18 protein-coding genes are annotated in these 20934 nt (G+C 61.5%); 9 read left to right on the forward strand and 9 right to left on the reverse strand.

Annotation, left to right across the window (positions count from 1 at the left end):
* Positions 1–446: 446 nt before the first annotated feature.
* Positions 447–1550, forward strand: coding sequence for a GlxA family transcriptional regulator (locus HX811_RS30805; RefSeq protein ID WP_003216915.1), 1104 nt, complete (start codon positions 447–449; stop codon positions 1548–1550).
* A gap of 107 nt (positions 1551–1657) precedes the next feature.
* Here the strand turns inward: HX811_RS30805 and HX811_RS30810 are convergent, their stop codons facing one another.
* The 6 genes from HX811_RS30810 to HX811_RS30835 form a co-directional block, all read right to left on the reverse strand.
* Positions 1658–1921 (reverse strand): hypothetical protein, encoded by a 264-nt coding sequence (locus tag HX811_RS30810; protein WP_003216918.1) that lies wholly within the window; start codon positions 1919–1921, stop codon positions 1658–1660.
* Between the two features lie 378 nt (positions 1922–2299).
* On the reverse strand, positions 2300–3460 hold the full coding sequence (locus HX811_RS30815; protein ID WP_008430627.1) for a gamma-butyrobetaine dioxygenase: 1161 nt from the start codon (positions 3458–3460) through the stop codon (positions 2300–2302).
* Between the two features lie 9 nt (positions 3461–3469).
* A complete protein-coding gene (locus tag HX811_RS30820; RefSeq protein ID WP_102370068.1) occupies positions 3470–3946 on the reverse strand; it encodes a thioesterase family protein in 477 nt (158 codons plus the stop codon).
* 118 nt (positions 3947–4064) lie between these two features.
* Positions 4065–5030, reverse strand: a complete 966-nt coding sequence (locus HX811_RS30825) for an L-carnitine dehydrogenase (RefSeq protein ID WP_177048684.1) — start codon at positions 5028–5030, stop codon at positions 4065–4067.
* A gap of 160 nt (positions 5031–5190) precedes the next feature.
* Positions 5191–6078 carry a 3-keto-5-aminohexanoate cleavage protein gene (locus tag HX811_RS30830; protein ID WP_003216924.1) on the reverse strand — a complete coding sequence of 296 codons (888 nt, stop codon included), beginning with the start codon at positions 6076–6078 and terminating at the stop codon, positions 5191–5193.
* An 87-nt stretch (positions 6079–6165) separates the two neighbouring features.
* A complete protein-coding gene (locus tag HX811_RS30835; protein WP_008430636.1) occupies positions 6166–7110 on the reverse strand; it encodes a choline ABC transporter substrate-binding protein in 945 nt (314 codons plus the stop codon).
* A gap of 193 nt (positions 7111–7303) precedes the next feature.
* Here HX811_RS30835 and HX811_RS30840 point away from each other — a divergent pair, with 193 nt between their 5' ends.
* A complete protein-coding gene (locus tag HX811_RS30840; RefSeq protein WP_177048686.1) occupies positions 7304–8248 on the forward strand; it encodes a GlxA family transcriptional regulator in 945 nt (314 codons plus the stop codon).
* Between the two features lie 128 nt (positions 8249–8376).
* On the opposite strand, the gene HX811_RS30845 is transcribed toward HX811_RS30840, so the two are convergent.
* A complete protein-coding gene (locus HX811_RS30845; protein WP_177048688.1) occupies positions 8377–8793 on the reverse strand; it encodes a DUF3010 family protein in 417 nt (138 codons plus the stop codon).
* A 42-nt stretch (positions 8794–8835) separates the two neighbouring features.
* Positions 8836–9237, reverse strand: coding sequence for a lysozyme inhibitor LprI family protein (locus HX811_RS30850; RefSeq protein WP_003216930.1), 402 nt, complete (start codon positions 9235–9237; stop codon positions 8836–8838).
* 219 nt (positions 9238–9456) lie between these two features.
* On the opposite strand from HX811_RS30850, the gene HX811_RS30855 reads away from it, so the two are divergent.
* The 6 genes from HX811_RS30855 to HX811_RS30880 all read left to right on the forward strand — a co-directional run bounded on the left by HX811_RS30855 (position 9457) and on the right by HX811_RS30880 (position 17217).
* Positions 9457–10434, forward strand: coding sequence for a dipeptidase (locus HX811_RS30855; RefSeq protein WP_003216932.1), 978 nt, complete (start codon positions 9457–9459; stop codon positions 10432–10434).
* Positions 10435–10510: 76 nt separating this feature from the next.
* Entirely contained in the window at positions 10511–11041 is a 531-nt protein-coding gene (locus HX811_RS30860) for a DUF5943 domain-containing protein (protein ID WP_087694765.1), read from the forward strand.
* 15 nt (positions 11042–11056) lie between these two features.
* Entirely contained in the window at positions 11057–13117 is a 2061-nt protein-coding gene (gene dgcA, locus HX811_RS30865; protein ID WP_177048690.1) for a dimethylglycine demethylation protein DgcA, read from the forward strand.
* Positions 13118–13275: 158 nt separating this feature from the next.
* On the forward strand, positions 13276–15216 hold the full coding sequence (gene dgcB / locus HX811_RS30870) for a dimethylglycine demethylation protein DgcB (protein ID WP_177048692.1): 1941 nt from the start codon (positions 13276–13278) through the stop codon (positions 15214–15216).
* A complete protein-coding gene (locus HX811_RS30875) occupies positions 15216–16436 on the forward strand; it encodes an electron transfer flavoprotein subunit alpha/FixB family protein (RefSeq protein ID WP_177048694.1) in 1221 nt (406 codons plus the stop codon). Before dgcB ends, HX811_RS30875 begins: the two co-directional genes overlap by 1 nt.
* 10 nt (positions 16437–16446) lie before the next feature.
* Positions 16447–17217 (forward strand): electron transfer flavoprotein subunit beta, encoded by a 771-nt coding sequence (locus HX811_RS30880; RefSeq protein WP_102370063.1) that lies wholly within the window; start codon positions 16447–16449, stop codon positions 17215–17217.
* Positions 17218–18018: 801 nt separating this feature from the next.
* Here HX811_RS30880 and gbcA read toward each other — a convergent pair.
* On the reverse strand, positions 18019–19314 hold the full coding sequence (gene gbcA / locus HX811_RS30885) for a glycine-betaine demethylase subunit GbcA (RefSeq protein WP_003216945.1): 1296 nt from the start codon (positions 19312–19314) through the stop codon (positions 18019–18021).
* 280 nt (positions 19315–19594) lie between these two features.
* Here gbcA and gbcB point away from each other — a divergent pair, with 280 nt between their 5' ends.
* The gene (gene gbcB / locus HX811_RS30890) at positions 19595–20695 is read left to right on the forward strand and encodes a glycine-betaine demethylase subunit GbcB (protein ID WP_003216947.1); all 1101 of its coding nucleotides are present in this window, start codon (positions 19595–19597) and stop codon (positions 20693–20695) included.
* The last annotated feature ends 239 nt before the right edge of the window (positions 20696–20934 follow it).

A 20934-nucleotide genomic window follows, 5' to 3' on the forward strand; every position in this document is an offset into this window, starting at 1 on the left:
GTGGGGCCTCCCTCGCCACAGAAGAGCAACACTGCTCATAAAGTGAACACCGACACCCGCAAGCGCCACCTTTTGGCGCGTCGCAATTAGATAAGTAGCTCCCGAACGATTTCCCCTCATGACCATCGGTCACCCGTGCTTGTGGTGACAGACTTTTCCCACGTCGTTTCTCTCCCTTCCCACAAGTGCTACCGATCTGCTCACACACCTTGAGCCTGCGTTCTCTCACGTCTTTTCTGGGTCATATCCCCCACTCCATGCGCGGGCTTATATAGACACGTCATGAGGTCGTTTTCAGGAGTTATTGAATACGCATTCAACTTTAGGCATGGCATTTGCTCTATCAATACAAAGCCTCTCGCCATAGGAGTTTCCTTAAGGCGATGAGCGCAATAACAAGAGCCTCGCCTGAGGCCATCACCCGCTTTGTGTGAGGAGATACCGCGATGACGTCGTTCAACTCCGGGGCTCAACCCCAGAACCGTGCGCCTCAATCCATCGGCTTTTTGCTGCTGGACAATTTCACGCTGATTTCCCTGGCCTCCGCAGTCGAACCCCTGCGCATGGCCAACCAACTCTCCGGCCGCGAGCTGTATCGCTGGACGACGTTGAGTGTGGACGGAAACCAGGTGTGGGCCAGCGACGGTCTGCAAATCACCCCCGATGCTTCCATGCACAAAGCTCCGGCCCTGGACACCGTGATCGTCTGTGGCGGCGTGGGTATCCAGCGCACCGTGACCCGTGAACATGTGTCGTGGCTGCAAAGCCAGGCGCGCCAGTCCCGTCGCCTTGGCGCGGTGTGCACCGGCAGCTGGGCCCTGGCCTGCGCCGGCCTGCTGGACGGGTTTGATTGCAGCGTGCACTGGGAATGCCTGGCGTCGATGCAGGAAGCCTTTCCCCGCGTGGCCATGAGCACACGCCTGTTCACCCTCGACCGCAACCGCTTCACCAGCTCCGGCGGCACCGCGCCGCTGGACATGATGCTGCACCTGATCAGCCGCGACCACGGCCGTGAATTGTCGGCGGCGATCTCCGAGATGTTTGTGTACGAGCGCATCCGCAACGAACAGGATCACCAGCGCGTGCCGCTCAAGCACATGCTTGGCACCAACCAGCCGAAGTTGCAGGAAATCGTCGCGCTGATGGAGGCCAATCTGGAAGAGCCGATCGACCTCGATGAACTGGCGGTGTACGTCGCGGTTTCCCGGCGTCAGCTGGAGCGGTTGTTCCAGAAATACCTGCACTGTTCGCCGTCGCGCTACTACCTCAAGTTGCGCCTGATCCGTGCGCGGCAGTTGCTCAAGCAAACGCCGATGTCGATCATCGAAGTGGCGTCGGTGTGCGGGTTTGTCTCCACGCCGCACTTCTCCAAGTGCTACCGCGAATACTTCGGCATTCCGCCGCGGGATGAGCGTGTGGGTTCCAACACCACGCAGCAGGTGGCGATGATGCCGATTCCGCAGGCGCTGGTGTTGTCACCGTTGTCCGGGCCGTTGTCGGCGTTGAGCCAGGCCAGGAATGAGTCGACTTTCGCGAGTGTAAGGCTTTAGACCGAGTCGCCTGCATTCGCGAGCAAGCCCGCTCCCACACTTGACCGCGTTTTTTCAGTAGGAACGCGGTCGAATGTGGGAGCGGGCTTGCTCGCGAATGCGGTATATCAGGCGCCAGAGTTCTGCCGAAATTGCACCAGCGCCGGCAACAACTGCTTGTCGATCGCCTGCCTCACCGCCGGCAAGATCGTCGCGCTGCCGGTGTACATCTGCTCAACCATACCCTTGAGCGCCTTGGCCCGTGCCGCGCTCAAGCCGCGCACCGCACACTCGCAAGCCTGCTCGGCCGTAGCGCCGCTGGACACCTCGAAACCCAACGACCGCAGCTGGCCCAGCAGGTCATCCTGGTCAATCAAATCCGCGTGCATCATGACGTTAATCCTTGTTAGGGGAGCGGGGGATTGAGGTCGATTCTGGTAGGCCATCACCGAGTCGGCAAGGCCTGAATGCATGAATGTCCGGCACACCTATGAACAGGTCGTTTTCGGCTAACTCGCAAGGCAGGGGAGTGTGCACACTGGCATCAAGCAAGCAGCTTGAAGGTTTGGTCACCCTCGGGATGCGCAGCTCACACAAAGCACTCTGCCCCGATCCTGTCACGGCTGGATCGGGGCTTTTTTTGAGCTGAAATTTGAGGTGAAGCTGCTGGCCCCTTCGCGAGCAAGCCCGCTCCCACAGTTGACCGCGTTTTTTCAGGAGAACTCGGTCAACTGTGGGAGCGGGCTTGCTCGCGAAGGGCGCGCCTCGGTCTACCGCTGCAACACCAATATCCGCGACAACAACTCATCCCGATCGATATAGCAGCCCTGGAAATGCCGCGCGCCGGACGCCGGATCAAACGCATTGCGCGCATGCAGGGTCCGGCGATTATCAAAGCACCACAGCTCGCCCGGATTCAGACGTTTGACCAGTCGAAAACGCTCCTCCCGGGTCATCGCAATAAACCGGCGATAGGCGCGATAGAGCAACGGCATCTGCTCTGCAGGCGCCTCAAACGGCCCGCGCAGAAAGTTGGCCATGCGAATCTCGGCGACTTCACCCAAGGCATCCAGAGCGATGATCGGCGCCAGCCGGCGATAGTCGCTGTGACGGTCCTTGTTGCGAAACTCCACCGGGATCTCGCACAACGCGCGAAAGGCTTCCGGATCTTCGTCCCGCAGCGCCCGCGCAATCGCAAAACCATCGACAAAAATACTCTCGCCCCCGTCGGCGTCGTTCACCAGGCAATGCAAGAACTGCAGCCCGGGTTGCAGCTCCCGCGTCGGCAAATCACTGTGCAGCGGCAGGTTGAATGCCGTGTAGGCGTTGCTGTCGGCATCGGCCTTGGACTGCACGTTGAACAGCACGCCGAAGTTGCTCTCGCGGATGAACGAAATGCGCTTGGCGATCAGCGCCAGCGAGCCAGGTTCGGTGGGCACGCCACGCACTTGCGTAAGGCCGCTGTCACGCAAAGCCAGCAGCCATTGCAGCAGGGCTTTCGGGTCTTCCATCAGCGCTGCGTAGTCGAATACGGGCAGCTCGAACGTACGGTCCCACAGCAGGGATTTCGGTTTGGCAGCCCGGCGTTCGGCGCGGGACTCATCGTCGTAGGCGTGCGCCCGCAACCATCCGGGATCGTATTGGCTGCGATGCCCGCCGCTCCATTCCACTGTCAGCAGACCCTGGTCGATACGCGCACTGAGGGCCGTGAGGTGTTCGTCCACATCGACGATTTCCAGCACCTGTTCACGGGTCACGCTGTAGACGCAAACAGGGCACGGGCAGTTGTCCCGCAGCCACTGGTGATGAAACGGGCTGACCCGCCCATCGGCCCATCGCACACTGAGGTGATCGCCGTGCACCTGCACATCGGCCAGGTCACTGATCAGTGGGTAAGTACGGAAGTCGGCAACAGCGGCGGCGGTTTGCATGGCGATTCCTTATTTTTGGGGTGGCAGTCCAATCACGCGGCCGAGCAGGGCGGGCTTCGGCAGGTCGGTTTGTTCGGCGCTGATGCTGGCAAGCCTGCCCAGCACCGCTTCACTGAATGGCGCCGAGTGCGGCCCGGCGAGGTCGACGTGGAGCAGCATCTGTTCGTTGCCCGCCAGCTCCTTTTCGTCGCCCACCAGGTGCAGGCTGTGATAGAGGTGCAGGCGCTTGCGGTCGTGGGCGATGAGTTGGGTGTGCACCTCGACGGCGGCGCCCAGTTTCACTTCGTGCAGGTAGTTGAGGTGCAACTCCAGGGTGAACAGCGAGTGGCCGCTGGCTTCGCGGTTTTCGCTGTCCAGGCCCAGGGTGTCCATCAGCGCATCAGTGGCGTAGCTGAAAATCAGCAGGTAGAACGCATCGCGCAGGTGGCCGTTGTAGTCGACCCACTCGGGGAGGATTTTGGTGGTGTAGGTGGTGAGTGCGGGCATGTCATGAATTCCGGGTATGTACTCGGTCAAATGTGGGAGCTGGCTTGCCTGCGATGGCGGCGGTGAATCCAACATCGCTATCGCAGGCAAGCCAGCTCCCACAGAAAATCAACAGCGGTTATTCGGCGAAGGTCATACCGTGTTTTTCCTTGGTGGTCTTCACCGCCTCCAGCACCGCCAGCAGGCAATCATCACGATAGCGCTCCAGCGCCGAAATGCTGTGCTTGCCCAACTGATCGCTGGTGCCGTCCACCACGTCGTCAATCAATTTGTCGGTCAATTCCGGCGCCGGCAGATAGGTCCACGGCAGCTGCAAGGCCGGGCCGAACTGCGCCATGAAGTGGCGCATCCCGGCATCACCGCCCGCCAGCGTATAGGTCAGGAACGTGCCCATGAACGACCAGCGCAAACCGGCGCCAAAGCGAATCGCATCATCGATCTCGCCGGTGGTTGCCACACCATCGTTCACCAGGTGCAACGCCTCACGCCACAGGGCTTCCAGCAGACGGTCAGCGATAAAACCGGGCACTTCCTTACGCACATGCAAAGGGCGCATGCCGAGGGATTCGTACACCTTGATTGCTGCCTGAATCGCTTCCGGCGCAGTGTTTTTGCCGCCTACCACTTCCACCAGCGGCAACAGGTAAACCGGGTTGAACGGATGCCCCACCACGCAACGTTCCGGGTGCGTGGAGCCTTCATAAAACTCGCTCGGCAACAGCCCCGAAGTACTCGAACCAATCAACGCATTCGACTTGGCCGCCGCGCTGATCTTGCTGTGTAACTCCAGCTTCAATTCCAGGCGTTCCGGGGCGCTTTCCTGGATGAAGTCGGCGTCTTTCACGCACTCTTCAATCGTGGCCACAAAGCGCAGGCGGTCTTGCGAGGCGCCGGGTGCAAGGCCTTGTTTCTCGAGTGCGCCCCAGGCATTCGCGACACGTTTGCGCAGGGCCGCTTCGGCACCAGGCGCCGGGTCCCAGGCCACCACATCCAGGCCGTGAGCCAGTGCGCGGGATACCCAGCCACTGCCGATAACGCCGCTGCCCAGCGCGGCGAAGGTTTTGATTTCAGTGATAAAGCTCATGGCAAATTCCTAAGAGAGTTCGGTGATTCTGTGTGAGAGCTAAGATCAAAATGTGGGAGCGGGCTTTCAGTTGATGCATTCGGTGGCTGATCCACCGCATTCGCGAGCAAGCCCGCTCCCACATTTGATTCGGTTCCTGCAGGGCGTCGTGCGGTGTGTCTTAGCCGCGCTTGGTCAGGCCCATCTTCACGCGGCCTTCGGCCGGGGTCATGACCCGCGCACCCAGGCGGCTGAGGATCTCGCTGGCGCGCTCCACCAACTGGCCGTTGGTCGCCAGCACGCCCTTGTCCAGCCACAGGTTGTCTTCCAGGCCGACCCGCACATTGCCGCCCAGCAGCACTGCTTGCGCCGCCATCGGCATCTGCATGCGACCAATGCCGAAGCCGGCCCACACCGCGTCAGCCGGCAGGTTGTCGACCATGGCTTTCATGGTGGTGGTGTCGGCCGGCGCGCCCCACGGGATGCCCAGGCACAGCTGGAACAACGGGTTGTCGAGCAAGCCTTCCTTGATCATCTGCTTGGCGAACCACAGGTGACCGGTGTCGAAAATCTCCAGCTCGGCTTTAACGCCCAGCTCTTGAATACGTTTGGCGCCAGCCCGCAGCTGGGCCGGGGTGGAGACGTAAATGGTGTCGCCATCGCCGAAGTTCAGGGTGCCGCAGTCCAGGGTGCAGATTTCCGGCAGCAGCTCTTCCACGTGGGCCAGGCGGGTCAGCGGGCCCACCAGGTCGGTGTTGGGCCCGAATTCCATGGGGTTCTCGCCGCCACCGATTTCCAGGTCGCCACCCATGCCGGCGGTGAGGTTGACGATGATGTCGACGTCCGCCTCGCGGATGCGCTCCATCACTTCGCGGTACAGCGCCACGTCGCGGCTGAACTTGCCGGTCTCGGGGTCACGTACGTGGCAATGCACCACGGTGGCACCGGCCTTGGCCGCTTCCACCGCCGCGGCAGCGATTTGTTTCGGAGTGACCGGCACGTGAGGGCTTCTGGCGGTCGTGTCGCCAGCACCGGTGAGTGCGCAGGTGATGATGACGTCGTGGTTCATGAGGCAGGTTCCTTACAGGCGTGATTTTCAGGCGTAGTCATACCGTTCGCAGCCAGGAGCGGCTGCGAAACGGTGATTCAAGACAGGTTATTTGCTGGTCAATTGCAGGTTGGCTGCGGCGGGTTTGCCGTCGAAGGTGGTCACGCCTTCCAGCCAGCGCTGCTGGTCTTGCGGGTGATCCTTGAGCCATTGCCTGGCCGACTCGAAAGCGTCCTTGTGATCCAGCAGCGGCTGCATCATTCGGCTCTCGTCGGCGGCGGTGAAGGTCAGGTTGCTGAGCAACTTGTGCACGTTGGGGCATTGCTCGGCGTAGGTCGGCGAGGTGACGGACCACACGGTGGCCATGCCTTCGTTCGGGCCCAGCGCGTCATCACTGCCGGTGAGGTAAGTCATCGCCACGTTGACGTTCATCGGGTGCGGCGCCCAGCCGAAGAACACCACGGCCTCCTTGCGGCGCACGGCGCGGTCGACGGCGGCGAGCATGCCGGCCTCGCTGGATTCCACCAGTTGGAACTTGCCCAGGCCAAACTGATTCTTGGCGATCATCGCCTTGATCTGGGTGTTGGCGCCCGAGCCTGGTTCAATGCCGTAGATCTTGCCGCCCAGTTCTTTTTCAAACCTGGCGATGTCGGCGAAGGTCTTCAGGCCCTTGTCGGCCAGGTAAGTCGGCACCGCCAGGGTCGCGCGGGCGTCTTCCAGGGACGGCTTGTCGAGCACCTTGACCTGCTTGGCCTCGACAAACGGGGTGATGGTCTGGGTCATCAGCGGGTTCCAGTAGCCCAGGAACATGTCCAGGCGCTGGTCGCGAATCCCGGCAAAGATGATTTGCTGGGACGCGCTGGTCTGTTTGGTCTTGTAGCCGAGGCCGTCGAGCAACACTTGAGTCATGGCACTGGTGGCGATTACGTCGGTCCAGTTCACCACGCCCATGCGCACGTTCTGGCAAGAAGCCGCATCGGCTGCCATGACGTTGGTGCTCAAAATGGCGCTGGCGCTGAGTGCGAGCACACAGCGGCTGATCAGTCGGTTCATGGTGGTTCCCTCGGCAGGTTGTTATTGTGGGTTCCGGCGTCTTTGTGCACCGTGCAGCCAAGTTACGCAGCTTGGTCCCCGACAAAACGCACGGCGGCGACCAGCTCTTGCACTGCAGCGACCTGCCCCCTTGAATGACCGATTGAACTGGCGTATCACAGTGACCACGCTGTCCGTCCTACGAGAGCGCTCCATGTCCCAGGATTTCTACTTTCTGCTGATGCCGGGCTTCTCCGCCATCGGCTTTATCTCCGCGATCGAACCTTTACGTGTTGCCAATCGTTTTCGCGGCGAGCTGTACCGCTGGCACGTCTTGAGCGCCGACGGCGGCGCGGTGCTGGCGAGCAATGGCATGTCGGTCAACGCCGACGCCGCGCTGGAGCCGCTGAAGAAAGGCTCGACCTTACTGGTGGTGGCCGGCTTCGAACCGCTGAAGTTCGCCACGCCCGCACTGGAACACTGGCTGCGTCGCCTTGACCACGACGGCGTGACCCTGGGCGCCATCGACACCGGCGCCTGCGTACTCGCCGAAGCCGGCCTGCTCGACGGCCACCGCCTGACCCTGCACTGGGAAGCCATCGACGCCTTCAAGGAATCTTATCCACAGCTGACGGTGACCCAGGAGCTGTTCGAGATCGACCGCCGGCGCATCACCTCGGCGGGCGGCACCGCCTCCATAGACCTGATGCTCGACCTGATCAGCCAGGCCCACGGGCCCGAGTTGGCGATCCAGGTGTCCGAGCAATTCGTGCTCGGCCGCATCCGCCCGCGCAAAGACCACCAACGCATGCAGATCGCCACGCGCTACGGCATCAACAACAAGAAGTTGGTGCAGGTGATTGGGGAGATGGAACAGCACACGGAACCGCCGTTGAGCACACTGGCGCTGGCGGAGACGATCAAGGTCACGCGGCGGCAGTTGGAGCGCTTGTTTCGGCTGCACCTGAACGACACACCGAGCAACTTCTACCTGGGTTTGCGCCTGGAAAAGGCTCGGCAGTTGTTGCGCCAGAGCGACCTGAGCGTGCTGGAGGTGAGCATCGCCTGCGGGTTTGAATCGCCGTCGTATTTCACCCGCAGCTACCGGGCAAGGTTTGCCAAGTGCCCAAGGGAAGATCGGCGCCGGGAAGCGGTATGAACACCGCTCTTGAGAACAATGCAGATCAAATGTGGGAGCGCGAAAGCGGTGGATCAGTCGGTACATGTATTGACTGACACACCGCATTCGCGAGCAAGCCCGCTCCCACAGGAGATTTGTGGTGTGGCTTACTTCTTCAGCAGGGCTGAACACGCGGCCTTGTAAGCCTCATGCTGATACTTGTTCAGCGTCGCCGGCAGGGCAAAGTCGTGTTTCTTGTTCTGCGCATTGATGGTCTGCGGCGACAGCAGCGTCACTTCAACGCCCTCCAGCAACTGAAACACACCTTCAATCTTGAACGTGGTCGGGCCACCGGCGAATTCGCCTTTCTTGCTGCGCTTCTTGATGGCGATGCGGCTGATGCCGTTTTCCCGCACAAACGCGCTGACCTGAGCGGCGAAGGCCTTGACGTTGGCCGCCTCATCATCGTCTTCAAGGGCGATTTTCTTGGTGGCCAGGGCTGCATGGCTCAATGCCTGACCGTCGAGAGAGGCGACAGCAATAATGGCTTCGCTGCCTTTGATTTCGATGCCGCAGATTGTCATGAATAGCCTTGGTTCTGAGTAAAGAGTGGAGGGGATTGTCGCTTATTCCTGCCCAATCGACTCCAAAAACTCCGACCGTTCATCACTCATCCGCGCCAGACAATCATTCTGCTGGATCGCATATGCCTTGCTGCCCGCCACTGCCGGAAAGGTATCTACGGCGCAATCCGCATCACGTAACTTTTCCCACTTCTGCTGGGCATCCTTCAGACGAGCGGTAATGTCCGCCAGCTGCGTCTTGTTGCTGCCATAGGTCGAACCCATGCGTTCCAGCAAGCCCTGGTAGTTATCCTTGAGCAGTTGTTCGGCGGTGGTTTTGTTGTAGGTGGCGCATTCCAGGGTTTGCTTGTCGTTCTCGATGCCATCGCAGGGCGTGCTGTCGGTGTCTTCAGCGGCGTGTACGCCGGTTGCGATGAGTGCCAAAGCCAGGAAAATCGATTTCATTGCGCCGTCTCATATCAGTTGATGAGCAAATTCTGGCTCAAGCGTAAGACAAAGAACAGACACCCGTCAGAGATGTCATGTTGGCCTTTGTCGCGGATTGACGCTTTCGGCAATTCCCTTGTCGTTTTTGCACCCGGCTCCTTCTGCCCCGGGGCATATGCTGGCCCCAAAGCGCCGGCAGACGATTCGGCGCATGAATCGCCAATAAGGGGACGCCTGATGAGCCCAGCCGAATTGCACGCCGACAGCATCGTTATCGACGGGCTGATCATTGCCAAGTGGAACCGCGACCTGTTCGAAGACATGCGCAAGGGTGGCCTCACCGCTGCCAACTGCACCGTGTCGGTATGGGAAGGGTTCCAGGCCACCATTAACAACATCGTGGCCAGCCAGACCCTGATTCGCGAAAACAGCGACCTGGTGATCCCGGTGAAAACCACCGCCGATATCCGTCGCGCCAAGGAACAGGGCAAGACCGGCATCATCTTCGGCTTCCAGAACGCCCACGCGTTTGAAGACCAGCTCGGCTACGTCGAGATCTTCAAGCAGCTCGGGGTTGGCGTGGTGCAGATGTGCTACAACACCCAGAACCTGGTGGGCACCGGCTGCTATGAGCGCGATGGCGGCCTGTCGGGCTTCGGTCGCGAGGTCGTCGCCGAGATGAACCGCGTCGGCATCATGTGCGACCTGTCCCACGTGGGCTCCAAGACTTCCGAAGAAGTCATCCTCGAATCGAAAAAGCCGGTGTGCTACTCCCACTGCCTGCCTTCAGGCCTCAAAGAGCACCCGCGCAACAAGTCCGATGAAGAGCTGAAGTTCATCGCCGACCACGGTGGCTTTGTCGGCGTGACCATGTTCGCGCCGTTCCTGGCCAAGGGCATCGACTCGACCATCGACGACTACGCCGAAGCCATCGAATACACCATGAACATCGTGGGCGAAGACGCCATCGGCATCGGCACCGACTTCACCCAGGGCCATGGCCAGGATTTCTTCGAAATGCTGACCCACGACAAGGGCTACGCCCGCCGCCTGACCAGCTTCGGCAAGATCATCAACCCGCTGGGCATCCGCACCGTGGGCGAGTTCCCGAACCTCACCGAGACCCTGCTCAAGCGCGGCCATCCCGAGCGCGTGGTGCGCAAGATCATGGGCGAAAACTGGGTCAACGTCCTGAAGGACGTCTGGGGCGAATAAGCCACCACTCACGCCTCTTTTCCCCCAACCTTATGCGTCGGGGGCTTACCAAAGCATTTTCCGGAGTTAAGTTTCCATGGCCAAGATCGCCCCTCAATTGCCTATCGAAGTCGACAGCGAAACCGGTGTCTGGACCTCCGACGCCCTGCCGATGCTGTACGTGCCGCGCCATTTCTTCGTCAACAATCACATGGGGATCGAAGAAGTCCTGGGCAGCGAGGCCTACGCCGAGATCCTCTACAAGGCCGGCTACAAATCCGCCTGGCACTGGTGTGAAAAAGAAGCTGAATGCCACGGCCTGGAAGGCGTCGCAGTGTTCGAGCACTACATGAAGCGCCTGTCGCAGCGCGGCTGGGGCCTGTTCAAGATCCAGGACATCGACCTCGACAAAGGCACCGCCAGCGTCAAGCTCGAGCACTCGGCGTTCGTCTACGTGTACGGCAAGGTCGGGCGCAAGGTCGACTACATGTTCACCGGCTGGTTTGCCGGCGCGATGGACCAGATCCTCGAAGCCCGTGGCAGCAAGGTTCGCACCGTTGCGGAACAAGTTTACGGCGGCTCCGAAGAGGGCCACGACGACGGCCTGTTCACCGTCAAGCCGTTGTAAGTCGAGGACCCTGCCATGGCTTTCGAAGCAATGTTTGCGCCGATCCAGATCGGCAAACTGACCATCCGCAACCGCGTGCTCAGTACCGCCCACGCTGAGGTGTATGCCACCGACGGCGGCATGACCACCGACCGCTATGTGAAGTACTACGAAGAGAAAGCCAAGGGCGGGATCGGCCTGGCGATCTGCGGCGGTTCTTCCAGTGTCGCCATCGACAGCCCGCAAGGCTGGTGGAAGTCGGTGAACCTGGCGGATGACCGGATCATCCCGCACTTCCAGAACCTGGCCGACGCCATGCACAAGCATGGCGCCAAGATCATGATCCAGATTACCCACATGGGCCGTCGCTCGCGCTGGGACGGCGAGCATTGGCCCACGCTGCTGTCGCCTTCGGGCATCCGCGAGCCGGTGCACCGCGCCACCTGCAAGACCATCGAGCCTGAAGAAATCTGGCGGGTGATCGGCAACTACGCCACCGCTGCGGCACGGGCCAAGGCCGGTGGCCTGGACGGTGTGGAACTGTCGGCGGTGCACCAGCACATGATCGACCAGTTCTGGAGCCCTCGGGTCAACAAACGTACTGACGAATGGGGCGGCAGCTTCGAAAACCGCATGCGTTTCGGCCTTGAGGTGTTGAAGGCGGTACGCAAGGAAGTCGGCCCGGATTTCTGCGTCGGCATCCGTTTGTGCGGCGACGAATTCCATCCGGACGGCCTGTCCCACGAGGACATGAAACAGATCGCCAAGTACTACGACGACACCGGCATGCTCGACTTCATCGGCGTGGTCGGCTCGGGGTGCGACACCCACAACACCCTGGCCAACGTTATCCCGAACATGAGTTATCCACCGGAGCCGTTCCTGCACCTGGCGGCCGGCATCAAGGAAGTGGTCAAGGCCCCGGTGCTGCACGCGCAGAACATCAAGGACCCGAACCAGGCCACGCGCATCCTGGAAGGCGGCTACGTGGACATGGTCGGCATGACCCGCGCCCACATCGCCGACCCGCACCTGATCGCCAAGATCAAGATGGGCCAGATCGACCAGATCAAACAGTGCGTCGGCGCCAACTACTGCATCGACCGCCAGTACCAGGGCCTGGATGTGCTGTGCATCCAGAACGCCGCCACTTCCCGTGAATACATGGGCGTGCCGCACATCATCGAGAAATCCACCGGGCCAAAACGCAAAGTCGTGGTGGTGGGTGCCGGCCCGGCCGGGATGGAAGCGGCGCGGGTGGTTGCCGAACGTGGCCACGACGTGACGCTGTTCGAGAAGAAAGAATTTATCGGCGGGCAAATCACCACTGCATCGAAAGCCCCGCAGCGTGACCAGATTGCCGGGATCACCCGCTGGTTCCAGTTGGAACTGGCGCGCCTGAACGTCGACCTGCGCCTGGGCGTGGCGGCGGACGCGGCGACCATCCTCGACCTGCGCCCGGACGTGGTGGTGCTGGCGGTGGGCGGTCATCCGTTCCTGGAGCAAAACGAACACTGGGGCGCGGCTGAAGGCCTGGTGGTCAGCAGCTGGGACGTGCTCGACGGCAAGGTGGCGCCGGGCAAGAACGTGCTGGTGTACGACACCATCTGCGAGTTCACCGGCATGTCGGTGGCCGACTTCCTCGCGGACAAGGGCAGCCAGGTGGAGATCGTCACCGACGACATCAAGCCGGGCGTGGCCGTGGGCGGTACGTCGTTCCCGACGTACTACCGCAGCATGTACCCCAAGGAAGTGATCATGACCGGCGACATGATGCTGGAAAAGGTCTACCGCGAAGGCGACAAGCTGGTGGCGGTGCTGGAGAACGAATACACCGGGGCCAGGGAAGAGCGGGTGGTGGACCAGGTGGTGGTCGAGAACGGCGTGCGTCCGGACGAAGCGCTCTACTACGGGCTCAAGGCAGGCTCGCGCAACAAGGGCCAGATGGACATCGAGGCCCTGTTCGCGATCAAGCCGCAGCCGTGCCTGAGCGAGCCGGGCGAGGGGTACTTGCTGTTCCGCATTGGTGACTGCGTAGCCCAGCGTAATACCCACGCGGCCATCTATGACGCCCTGCGCCTGTGCAAGGATTTCTGACGAGGTGTACTCGGTCAAATGTGGGAGCGGGCTTGCTCGCGAAAGCGGTGTGTCAGCCACTGGATGCATCGACTGACACGCTGCCTTCGCGAGCAAGCCCGCTCCCACATTTCGGGCCAGTTTCACAGTAGACCTGTGTGGTCTTCGGGAGCTTCACCATGTTGAACACCCTTCTTCCCATCCTGCTCTTCGCCGCCCTGGGCCTTGCCGTCCTCGGCGCGCTGCGCCGGGTGAACATGTGGCGCCGCGGGAGGTCCTCCAAGGTCGACTTGCTCGGCGGCCTGTTGGCCATGCCCAAGCGCTACATGGTCGACCTGCACCATGTGGTCGCCCGCGACAAATACATCGCCAACACCCACGTCGCCACCGCCCTGGGCTTTGTGCTCTCGGCGCTGCTGGCGATCCTGGTGCACGGTTTCGGCCTGCATAACCGCATCCTCGGCTACGCCTTGCTGTTGGCTTCGGTGCTGATGTTTGTCGGCGCCACGTTCGTCTACCTGCGCCGTCGCAACCCGCCTGCACGCCTGTCGAAAGGCCCGTGGATGCGCCTGCCGAAAAGCCTGATGGCGTTCTCTGTGAGCTTCTTCCTGGTGACCTTGCCGGTGGCCGGGATTCTGCCGGCGGACTTCGGCGGCTGGCTGCTCGCCGCGCTGCTGAGCCTGGGCGTGTTGTGGGGCGTGTCGGAAATGTTCTTCGGCATGACCTGGGGCGGCCCGATGAAACACGCCTTCGCCGGTGCCCTGCACCTGGCCTGGCACCGCCGCGCCGAACGCTTCGGCGGCGGCCGTTCCACCGGTTTGAAACCCCTGGACCTCGCCGATAAAAGCGCGCCCCTGGGCGTGGAAAAACCGGTGGATTTCACCTGGAACCAACTGCTCGGCTTCGACGCCTGCGTGCAGTGCGGCAAGTGCGAAGCCGCGTGCCCGGCGTTCGCCGCCGGCCAGCCACTGAACCCGAAAAAACTTATCCAGGACATGGTCGTCGGCCTGGCCGGTGGCACCGACGCCAAGTTCGCCGGCAGCCCGTATCCGGGCAAAGCCATCGGCGAACACAGCGGCAACCCGCACCAGCCAATCGTCAATGGTCTGGTGGACGCCGAGACCCTGTGGTCCTGCACCACTTGCCGCGCCTGCGTGGAAGAGTGCCCGATGATGATCGAGCACGTGGACGCCATCGTCGACATGCGCCGCCACCTCACCCTGGAAAAAGGCGCGACCCCGAACAAGGGCGCCGAAGTCCTGGAAAACCTGATCGCCACCGACAACCCGGGCGGCTTCGCACCGGGCGGGCGGATGAACTGGGCGGCGGATTTGAACCTGCCCTTGCTCAGCGACAAGAAAACCGTCGACGTGCTCTTTTGGGTTGGCGACGGCGCGTTCGACATGCGCAACCAGCGCACCCTGCGCTCGTTCGTCAAAGTGCTGAAAGCCGCCAAGGTCGACTTCGCCGTACTGGGCCTTGAAGAGCGCGACAGCGGCGACGTGGCCCGGCGCCTGGGCGATGAAGCCACTTTCCAGCTGCTGGCCGCACGCAATATCCAGACCCTGGCCAAGTACAGCTTCAAGCGCATCGTCACCTGCGACCCCCACAGTTTCCACGTGCTGAAAAACGAATACGGCGCCTTCGGCGGCAACTACCTCGTGCAGCACCACAGCACCTACATGGCCGAACTGATCGACGCCGGCGCCCTGAACCTGGGCCAGCACAAAGGCAACAGCGTGACCTATCACGACCCGTGCTACCTGGGCCGCTACAACGGTGAGTACGAGGCACCGCGCCAAGTGCTGCGGGCGCTGGGGATCGAGGTCAAGGAAATGCAGCGCTCCGGTTTCCGCTCGCGCTGCTGCGGTGGCGGTGGCGGGGCGCCGATCACCGATATTCCCGGCAAGCAGCGGATTCCCGACATGCGCATGGAAGACATCCGCGAGACCGGTGCCGAACTGGTGGCCGTGGGTTGTCCACAGTGCACGGCGATGCTGGAAGGCGTGGTCGAACCGCGTCCCTTGATCAAGGACATTGCCGAACTGGTAGCTGACGCGTTGCTTGAAGACGCGGCACCGGCCAAGGCGCCGAAACGCGAACCTGCGGAGGTGCATTGATGAGCGACATTATCCGCCGCGACCCACGGGCCGAATGGATCGCCCGTAACCGCCTGCACCCGCTGCACGCGGCGATGCAGCCGGTGCAACACAGCTGGATGGGGCCCAATGGGGTCATCCGCAAGAACGTGCACGGTGTCGGTTTTATCGGCCCCAACGGCATCAAGCGTATTGACCGCAGCGGCGCCCAGCAGGGCGGCGCGGCCAAGCGTACGGCAGCGGTGGAAGTGCAGTTGCCGCTGCATCAGGTACCGGCGCCCGCTTTCTACATCAACGTGGTGCCGGACATGGTCGGCGGCCGCCTGAGCAGCCACGACCGCGACTTGCTGGGCCTGGCCCGGCAGCTGGCCGGCGACGACGGTGCGGTATTGGCCGTGGTGTTCGGCGAACACAAGGAAAACGCCTTCGCCACCGCCGGTGTGGATCGGCTGCTGGTGTTGGACAGGCATGAATTCGACGGTTATTCACCGGAGCAACGCGTCCAGGGCCTGCGGGCTGTGGATAACCAGTTCAACCCGCGCCACTGGTTGCTGCCGGACAGCCGCAGTGGCGGTGGTGAATTGGGGCGGCGTTTTGCCGCGAGCCTCAAGGAGCGCCCGGCCACGCGGGTCTGGCAGATCAAGGGCCAGGAATGTATTGGCCGTGCAGGCGCGGGTCAGGAGGATCTTGCCCGCCCACTGCCACGGATGATCCTGGCTGCGGCGGAGTGCGCCGATCCCGTCAGCGAAACCCGTCACGAAGTGCTGCCGGTGGAGTTATCCACAAGCCTGGCCCGCAGCCTTGCGCGTATCGAAGATTTGGGTGCGGTGGCCGTGGACCCGGCGGCGATTCCCATGGCCGAAGCCGAGTTTATTTTCTCCGGTGGCAACGGGGTCAAGGACTGGGCGCTGTTCCACCAGACTGCTGCCGCGTTGGGCGCCACCGAAGGTGCTTCGCGGGTGGCGGTGGATGACGGCTTCATGGCCCGGGATCGCCAGGTCGGCGCCAGCGGTACCTGGGTCACCGCGCGGGTTTACGTGGCGGTGGGGATTTCCGGGGCGATCCAGCACCTTCAAGGCATTGGTGCCTGCGACAAGGTGGTGGCGATCAACCTCGACCCGGGCTGCGACATGATCAAGCGTGCCGACCTGTCGGTGATCGGCGAAAGCGCCGCGATACTGCAAGCCTTGATCGTTGCGGTCGAGGCCTACCGCCACGGCGCCAAGCGCGATGCGGCTTAAGGAAATGGCCATGACGACGAATGTAATCAGCCTGGTGTCCATCGGTGCCCACCCGACTTCCGGCCGTCCACGCCGGGCCGAGCAAGACGCGCGCGCAGTGGAACTGGGCCTGCAACTGGCAGGGGATAACCTGCAAGTGCTGCACGCCGGCGACATCGGCGAACCCACCCTGCGCGCTTACCTGGGCATGGGCTTGCCGCAGTTGCACGTGCTTGAACAACCGGCCGGGGCAGACGCCTTGCCGGTGCTCGGCGACTATCTGCGGGACGCGGGCGCCCAAGTGGTGCTCACCGGCAGCCAGGCGGAAACTGGCGAAGGCTCGGGGATGTTGCCGTTCCTGCTGGCGGAACAACTGGGTTGGCCGCTGATTGTCGGCCTGGCCCAGGTGGAGTCCATCGAAGGCGGCGTGGCCCATGTGCTGCAAGCCTTGCCTCGTGGCCAACGGCGGCGGCTGAAGGTGCGCCTGCCGTTTATGGCCACGGTGGATAACGCGGCGCCCAAGCCACGGCAAAGCGCCTACGGCCCAGCGCAACGCGGTGAGCTGACGGCCCATGACGTCGAGGTGTTGGAGGATGAGTTATTCACAGGCGCTGTATTGCAGCCGGCCAAGCCTCGGCCCAAGCGCCTCAAGGTGATCAAGGCCAAAAGCGGTGCCGACCGGATGAAGGCTGCAACGGCCAAGGCCAGCGGCGGCGGTGGGCAGGTGCTCAAGGGTGTGAGCCCTGAGGCCGGTGCGGAAGCCATTCTCAAGTTGCTCATAGAAGAAGGTGTAGTGCGCTGATCCAATGTGGGAGCGGGCTTGCTCGCGAAGGCGGTGTGTCAGTCGGCGCATCTATTGACTGATCCACCGTATTCGCGAGCAAGCCCGCTCCCACACTGGTTTGCGGCGATTGCGGCTTTACCCACAATCCCTGTTAACCCGCCTGTGGATAACCTGTTCGCGGCTGTCCACACCCCATGCAAATCAAGCCCTCCAGCTCGCTGTACGAAAAACAACCAACCTAACTGACGGTTTTTCCTTGGGTTTTTCTGTGGATAAGGAAAATACCTGGCGTAGACTTGCCCCCAAAGTCTGTTGGTGCTTCTGTGGATAAGATGTTTGCTATCCGCTGTAGGCCATATAAAACGTGGCTTACAGTGTGTTGGTTAAAATATAGCCAATATCGCCGTTCCAGCTGAGTTTTGCTCTCAAAGCCGCGATTTTCCTCGGTTTAAGGCGGTTTTCCACAGATGGCCCAAAGTTGCCCCCAAAGTCTGTTGGCGCTTCTGTGGATAAGGTGTTTGCGTTCCTCTGTAGCCCATGCAGGACGTGGCTTTCAGGCTTTAGGTCAAAAAATGATCAATGTGGGATAAAACCGGTAACTTTGAATAAGTCACGGATTTTCTTGATTTTATTTCGACGGGAAAGCGCAGTTGCCCACAATTGCTGTGGGTGGCTTTGTGGATAAGTTGTTGGGCAATGGCTGGAAGTAAGGCGGGCAGCGGTCTGTCACGGTGTTGGATGAATTTTGTACAGTCACAAACCAGTGTGGGGGCCGGGCAAGCCCGGCTCCCACATTTTGATCGGCGGCGTGTCAGCCGGTTACTCGTGTACGGCGACGCCTTTCAGATACGGCGCTGGCGCCGCCCCCAGGTTGCTCAGCATCCGCTCGCTGTACCAGTCCACAAAGTTGACCACACCAAACTCATAGGTCTTGGAGTACGGCCCTGGCTGGTACGCGGTGGAGTTGATGCCGCGCTGGTTCTCTTCGGCCAGGCGACGGTCCTGGTCGTTGGTGGCGTCCCACACTTTGCGCATGCGCTCGACGTCGTAATCCACACCTTCCACGGCGTCCTTGTGCACGATCCACTTGGTGGTGACCATGGTTTCCTGGGCACTGATCGGCCACACGGTGAACACGATGATGTGGTCGCCCATGCAGTGGTTCCACGAGTGAGGCAGGTGCAGGATGCGCATCGAGCCCAGGTCCGGGTTCTTGATGCGGCCCATCAGCTTGTTGCAGCCTTGCTTGCCGTCGAGGGTCATCGACACGGTGCCCTTGAGCAGCGGCATGCGCACGATGCGGTTACGCAGGCCGAAGCTGGCGTGGGCGTAAGGGATCTTTTCGGCATCCCAGGCGGCGGCGGAGGCGGCCACGTGGTCCTTGAAGGCCTGGTCGGCCCGCGGGTCGGTAACGTCGTCCCATTCCAGCAGGGTTTTCAACAGTTCCGGGTGCGACGCGTTGCAGTGGTAGCACTCGCGGTTGTTTTCCAGCACCAGCTTCCAGTTGGCTTTTTCAAACAAGGTGGTCTGGATCGCCACCTTGGTGTTCTCCATGTCGTAGGGTTCCATGTAGTGGCTCAAGGTCGACAGGAAGTCGTCGATGGCCGGCGGGTTCTCCGACAGGCTGATAAAGATGTAGCCACCGGCGGTCTTCACATTCACCGGCTTGAGGCCGTATTGCTTCATGTCGAAGTCGGCGCCCATTTCGGTACCGGCGAACAGCAGGCGGCCGTCCAGTTCATAGGTCCACTGGTGGTAATGGCACACCAGCTTGGCGACCTTGCCCTTGTCGCTGGTGCACAGGCGCGAACCGCGGTGGCGACACACGTTATGGAACGCGTGCACCACGCCGTCGGCGCCACGGATCACGATGATCGGGTTCTTGCCCACTTGCAGGGTGATGTAGTTGCCCTTGGCGGGGATCTCGCAGGTCATGCCGGCGATCAACCACTCTTTCTGGAAAATTTCCTGCATGTCGATATCGAACAGCCGCTCATCAGAGTAAAACGGCTGTGGCAGCGAAAAGGTCCGCTCGCGTTCTTGCAGCATTTGCGCAGTGGCCTTGCGTGCGGGTTCCAGCGGATCGCCCAAGCTTAAGGTTGCGGTGACGTCCATCGTGTGTGTCCTCATGGCCATTCTGTGTGGCCGGCGAATAGTGGCTAGGTTTTGCAGCAAGGCGTAAAGAAAGCGTCTTTGTTGGGAGCGAGTGTGGGCCCCACAACGGCCAGAACCTTATCCATGAACGACATGGCCCACTCTGTTCCCGACGCGCAACCCCCGTGGTATGGGGGCTGGTCGCGATAAGTATGTGAATGTCGCAGATAGGTAAATGGGTGATTCGCGCGTTACGCAGAATCGCCACCATAAGGCCGATCACACGGCTATGGAGAACAGCATGTCCAACAGCTTCCTGAACCCGGTAACAACCCAGACCTGGGCCAATGGTCGGCACATCGTCCGTTGCGTCAAAGTCATCCAGGAAACCTGGGACGTGCGCACCTTCTGCTTTATGGCCGACCAGCCGATCCTGTTCTTTTTCAAGCCCGGGCAGTTCGTCACCCTGGAGCTGGAAATCGACGGCCAGCCGATCATGCGTTCGTACACTATTTCCAGTTCGCCGTCGGTGCCTTACAGCTTTTCGGTGACCATCAAGCGCGTGCCGGGCGGCAAGGTGTCCAACTGGTTGCATGACACGCTGCACGAAGGCCAGGAGCTGGCGGTGCACGGGCCGGTGGGTCTGTTCAATGCCATCGACTTCCCGAGCCCGAAAGTGCTGTACCTCAGTGGTGGTGTCGGTATTACCCCGGTGATGTCCATGGCGCGCTGGTTCTACGACACCAACGCCAACGTCGACATGACGTTTATCCACAGCGCCCGCTCGCCGAAAGACATCATTTACCACCGCGAGCTGGAGCACATGGCGTCGCGGATTGATAACTTCAGCCTGCACCTGATTTGCGAAAAACACGGCCTGGGTGAGCCCTGGGCCGGTTATCGCGGTTACCTGAACCACAAGATGCTCGAACTGATGGTGCCGGACTTCCTGGAGCGGGAAGTCTTCTGCTGCGGCCCGACGCCTTACATGAACGCGGTAAAGCGCCTGCTGGAAGCCGCCGGCTTCGACATGGCGCGTTATCACGAAGAATCCTTCGGCGCGACGCCACCGGAAGCCCGGGCCGACGCGGTGGAGCAAGCCGAACAAGCGGCGGATGCGCCGGAAATCGACCTGGCGGACCTGCATCAGGTGGAATTCATTGCCTCTGGCAAGAGCATCCGCGTGGCACCGGGCGAGACCGTTCACGCAGCGGCGGCCAAGCTTGGCCTGCTGATTCCGAAAGCTTGCGGCATGGGGATCTGTGGGACGTGCAAGGTGCTGAAGCTGGGCGGGGAGGTCGAGATGGACCACAACGGCGGGATCACCGAGGAAGATGAAGCTGAGGGTTACATCCTGTCGTGCTGCAGCGTGCCGAAGGGCGATGTGCGCATCGAGTTCTAATGATCGTTCCCACGCTCCGCGTGGGAATGTCTCCTTGGGCGCTCCGCGTCCCGCTGTGTGACGCGGAGCGTCACGGGCTGCGCTCCCACGCAGAGCGTGGGAACGATCAGGCTCAGCGCTGAATTTCAATCAGGCCATCCTGTCCTGCATAGTTGCGGGCGCTGGAATACCGCCAGTGCTCGGCCAAGTCCACACAGCCCCGCTTCACAGGTACCGATCGTTCCCACGCTCCGCGTGGG

Source organism: Pseudomonas sp. F8002 (assembly GCF_013385495.1).
Classification (GTDB): domain Bacteria; phylum Pseudomonadota; class Gammaproteobacteria; order Pseudomonadales; family Pseudomonadaceae; genus Aquipseudomonas.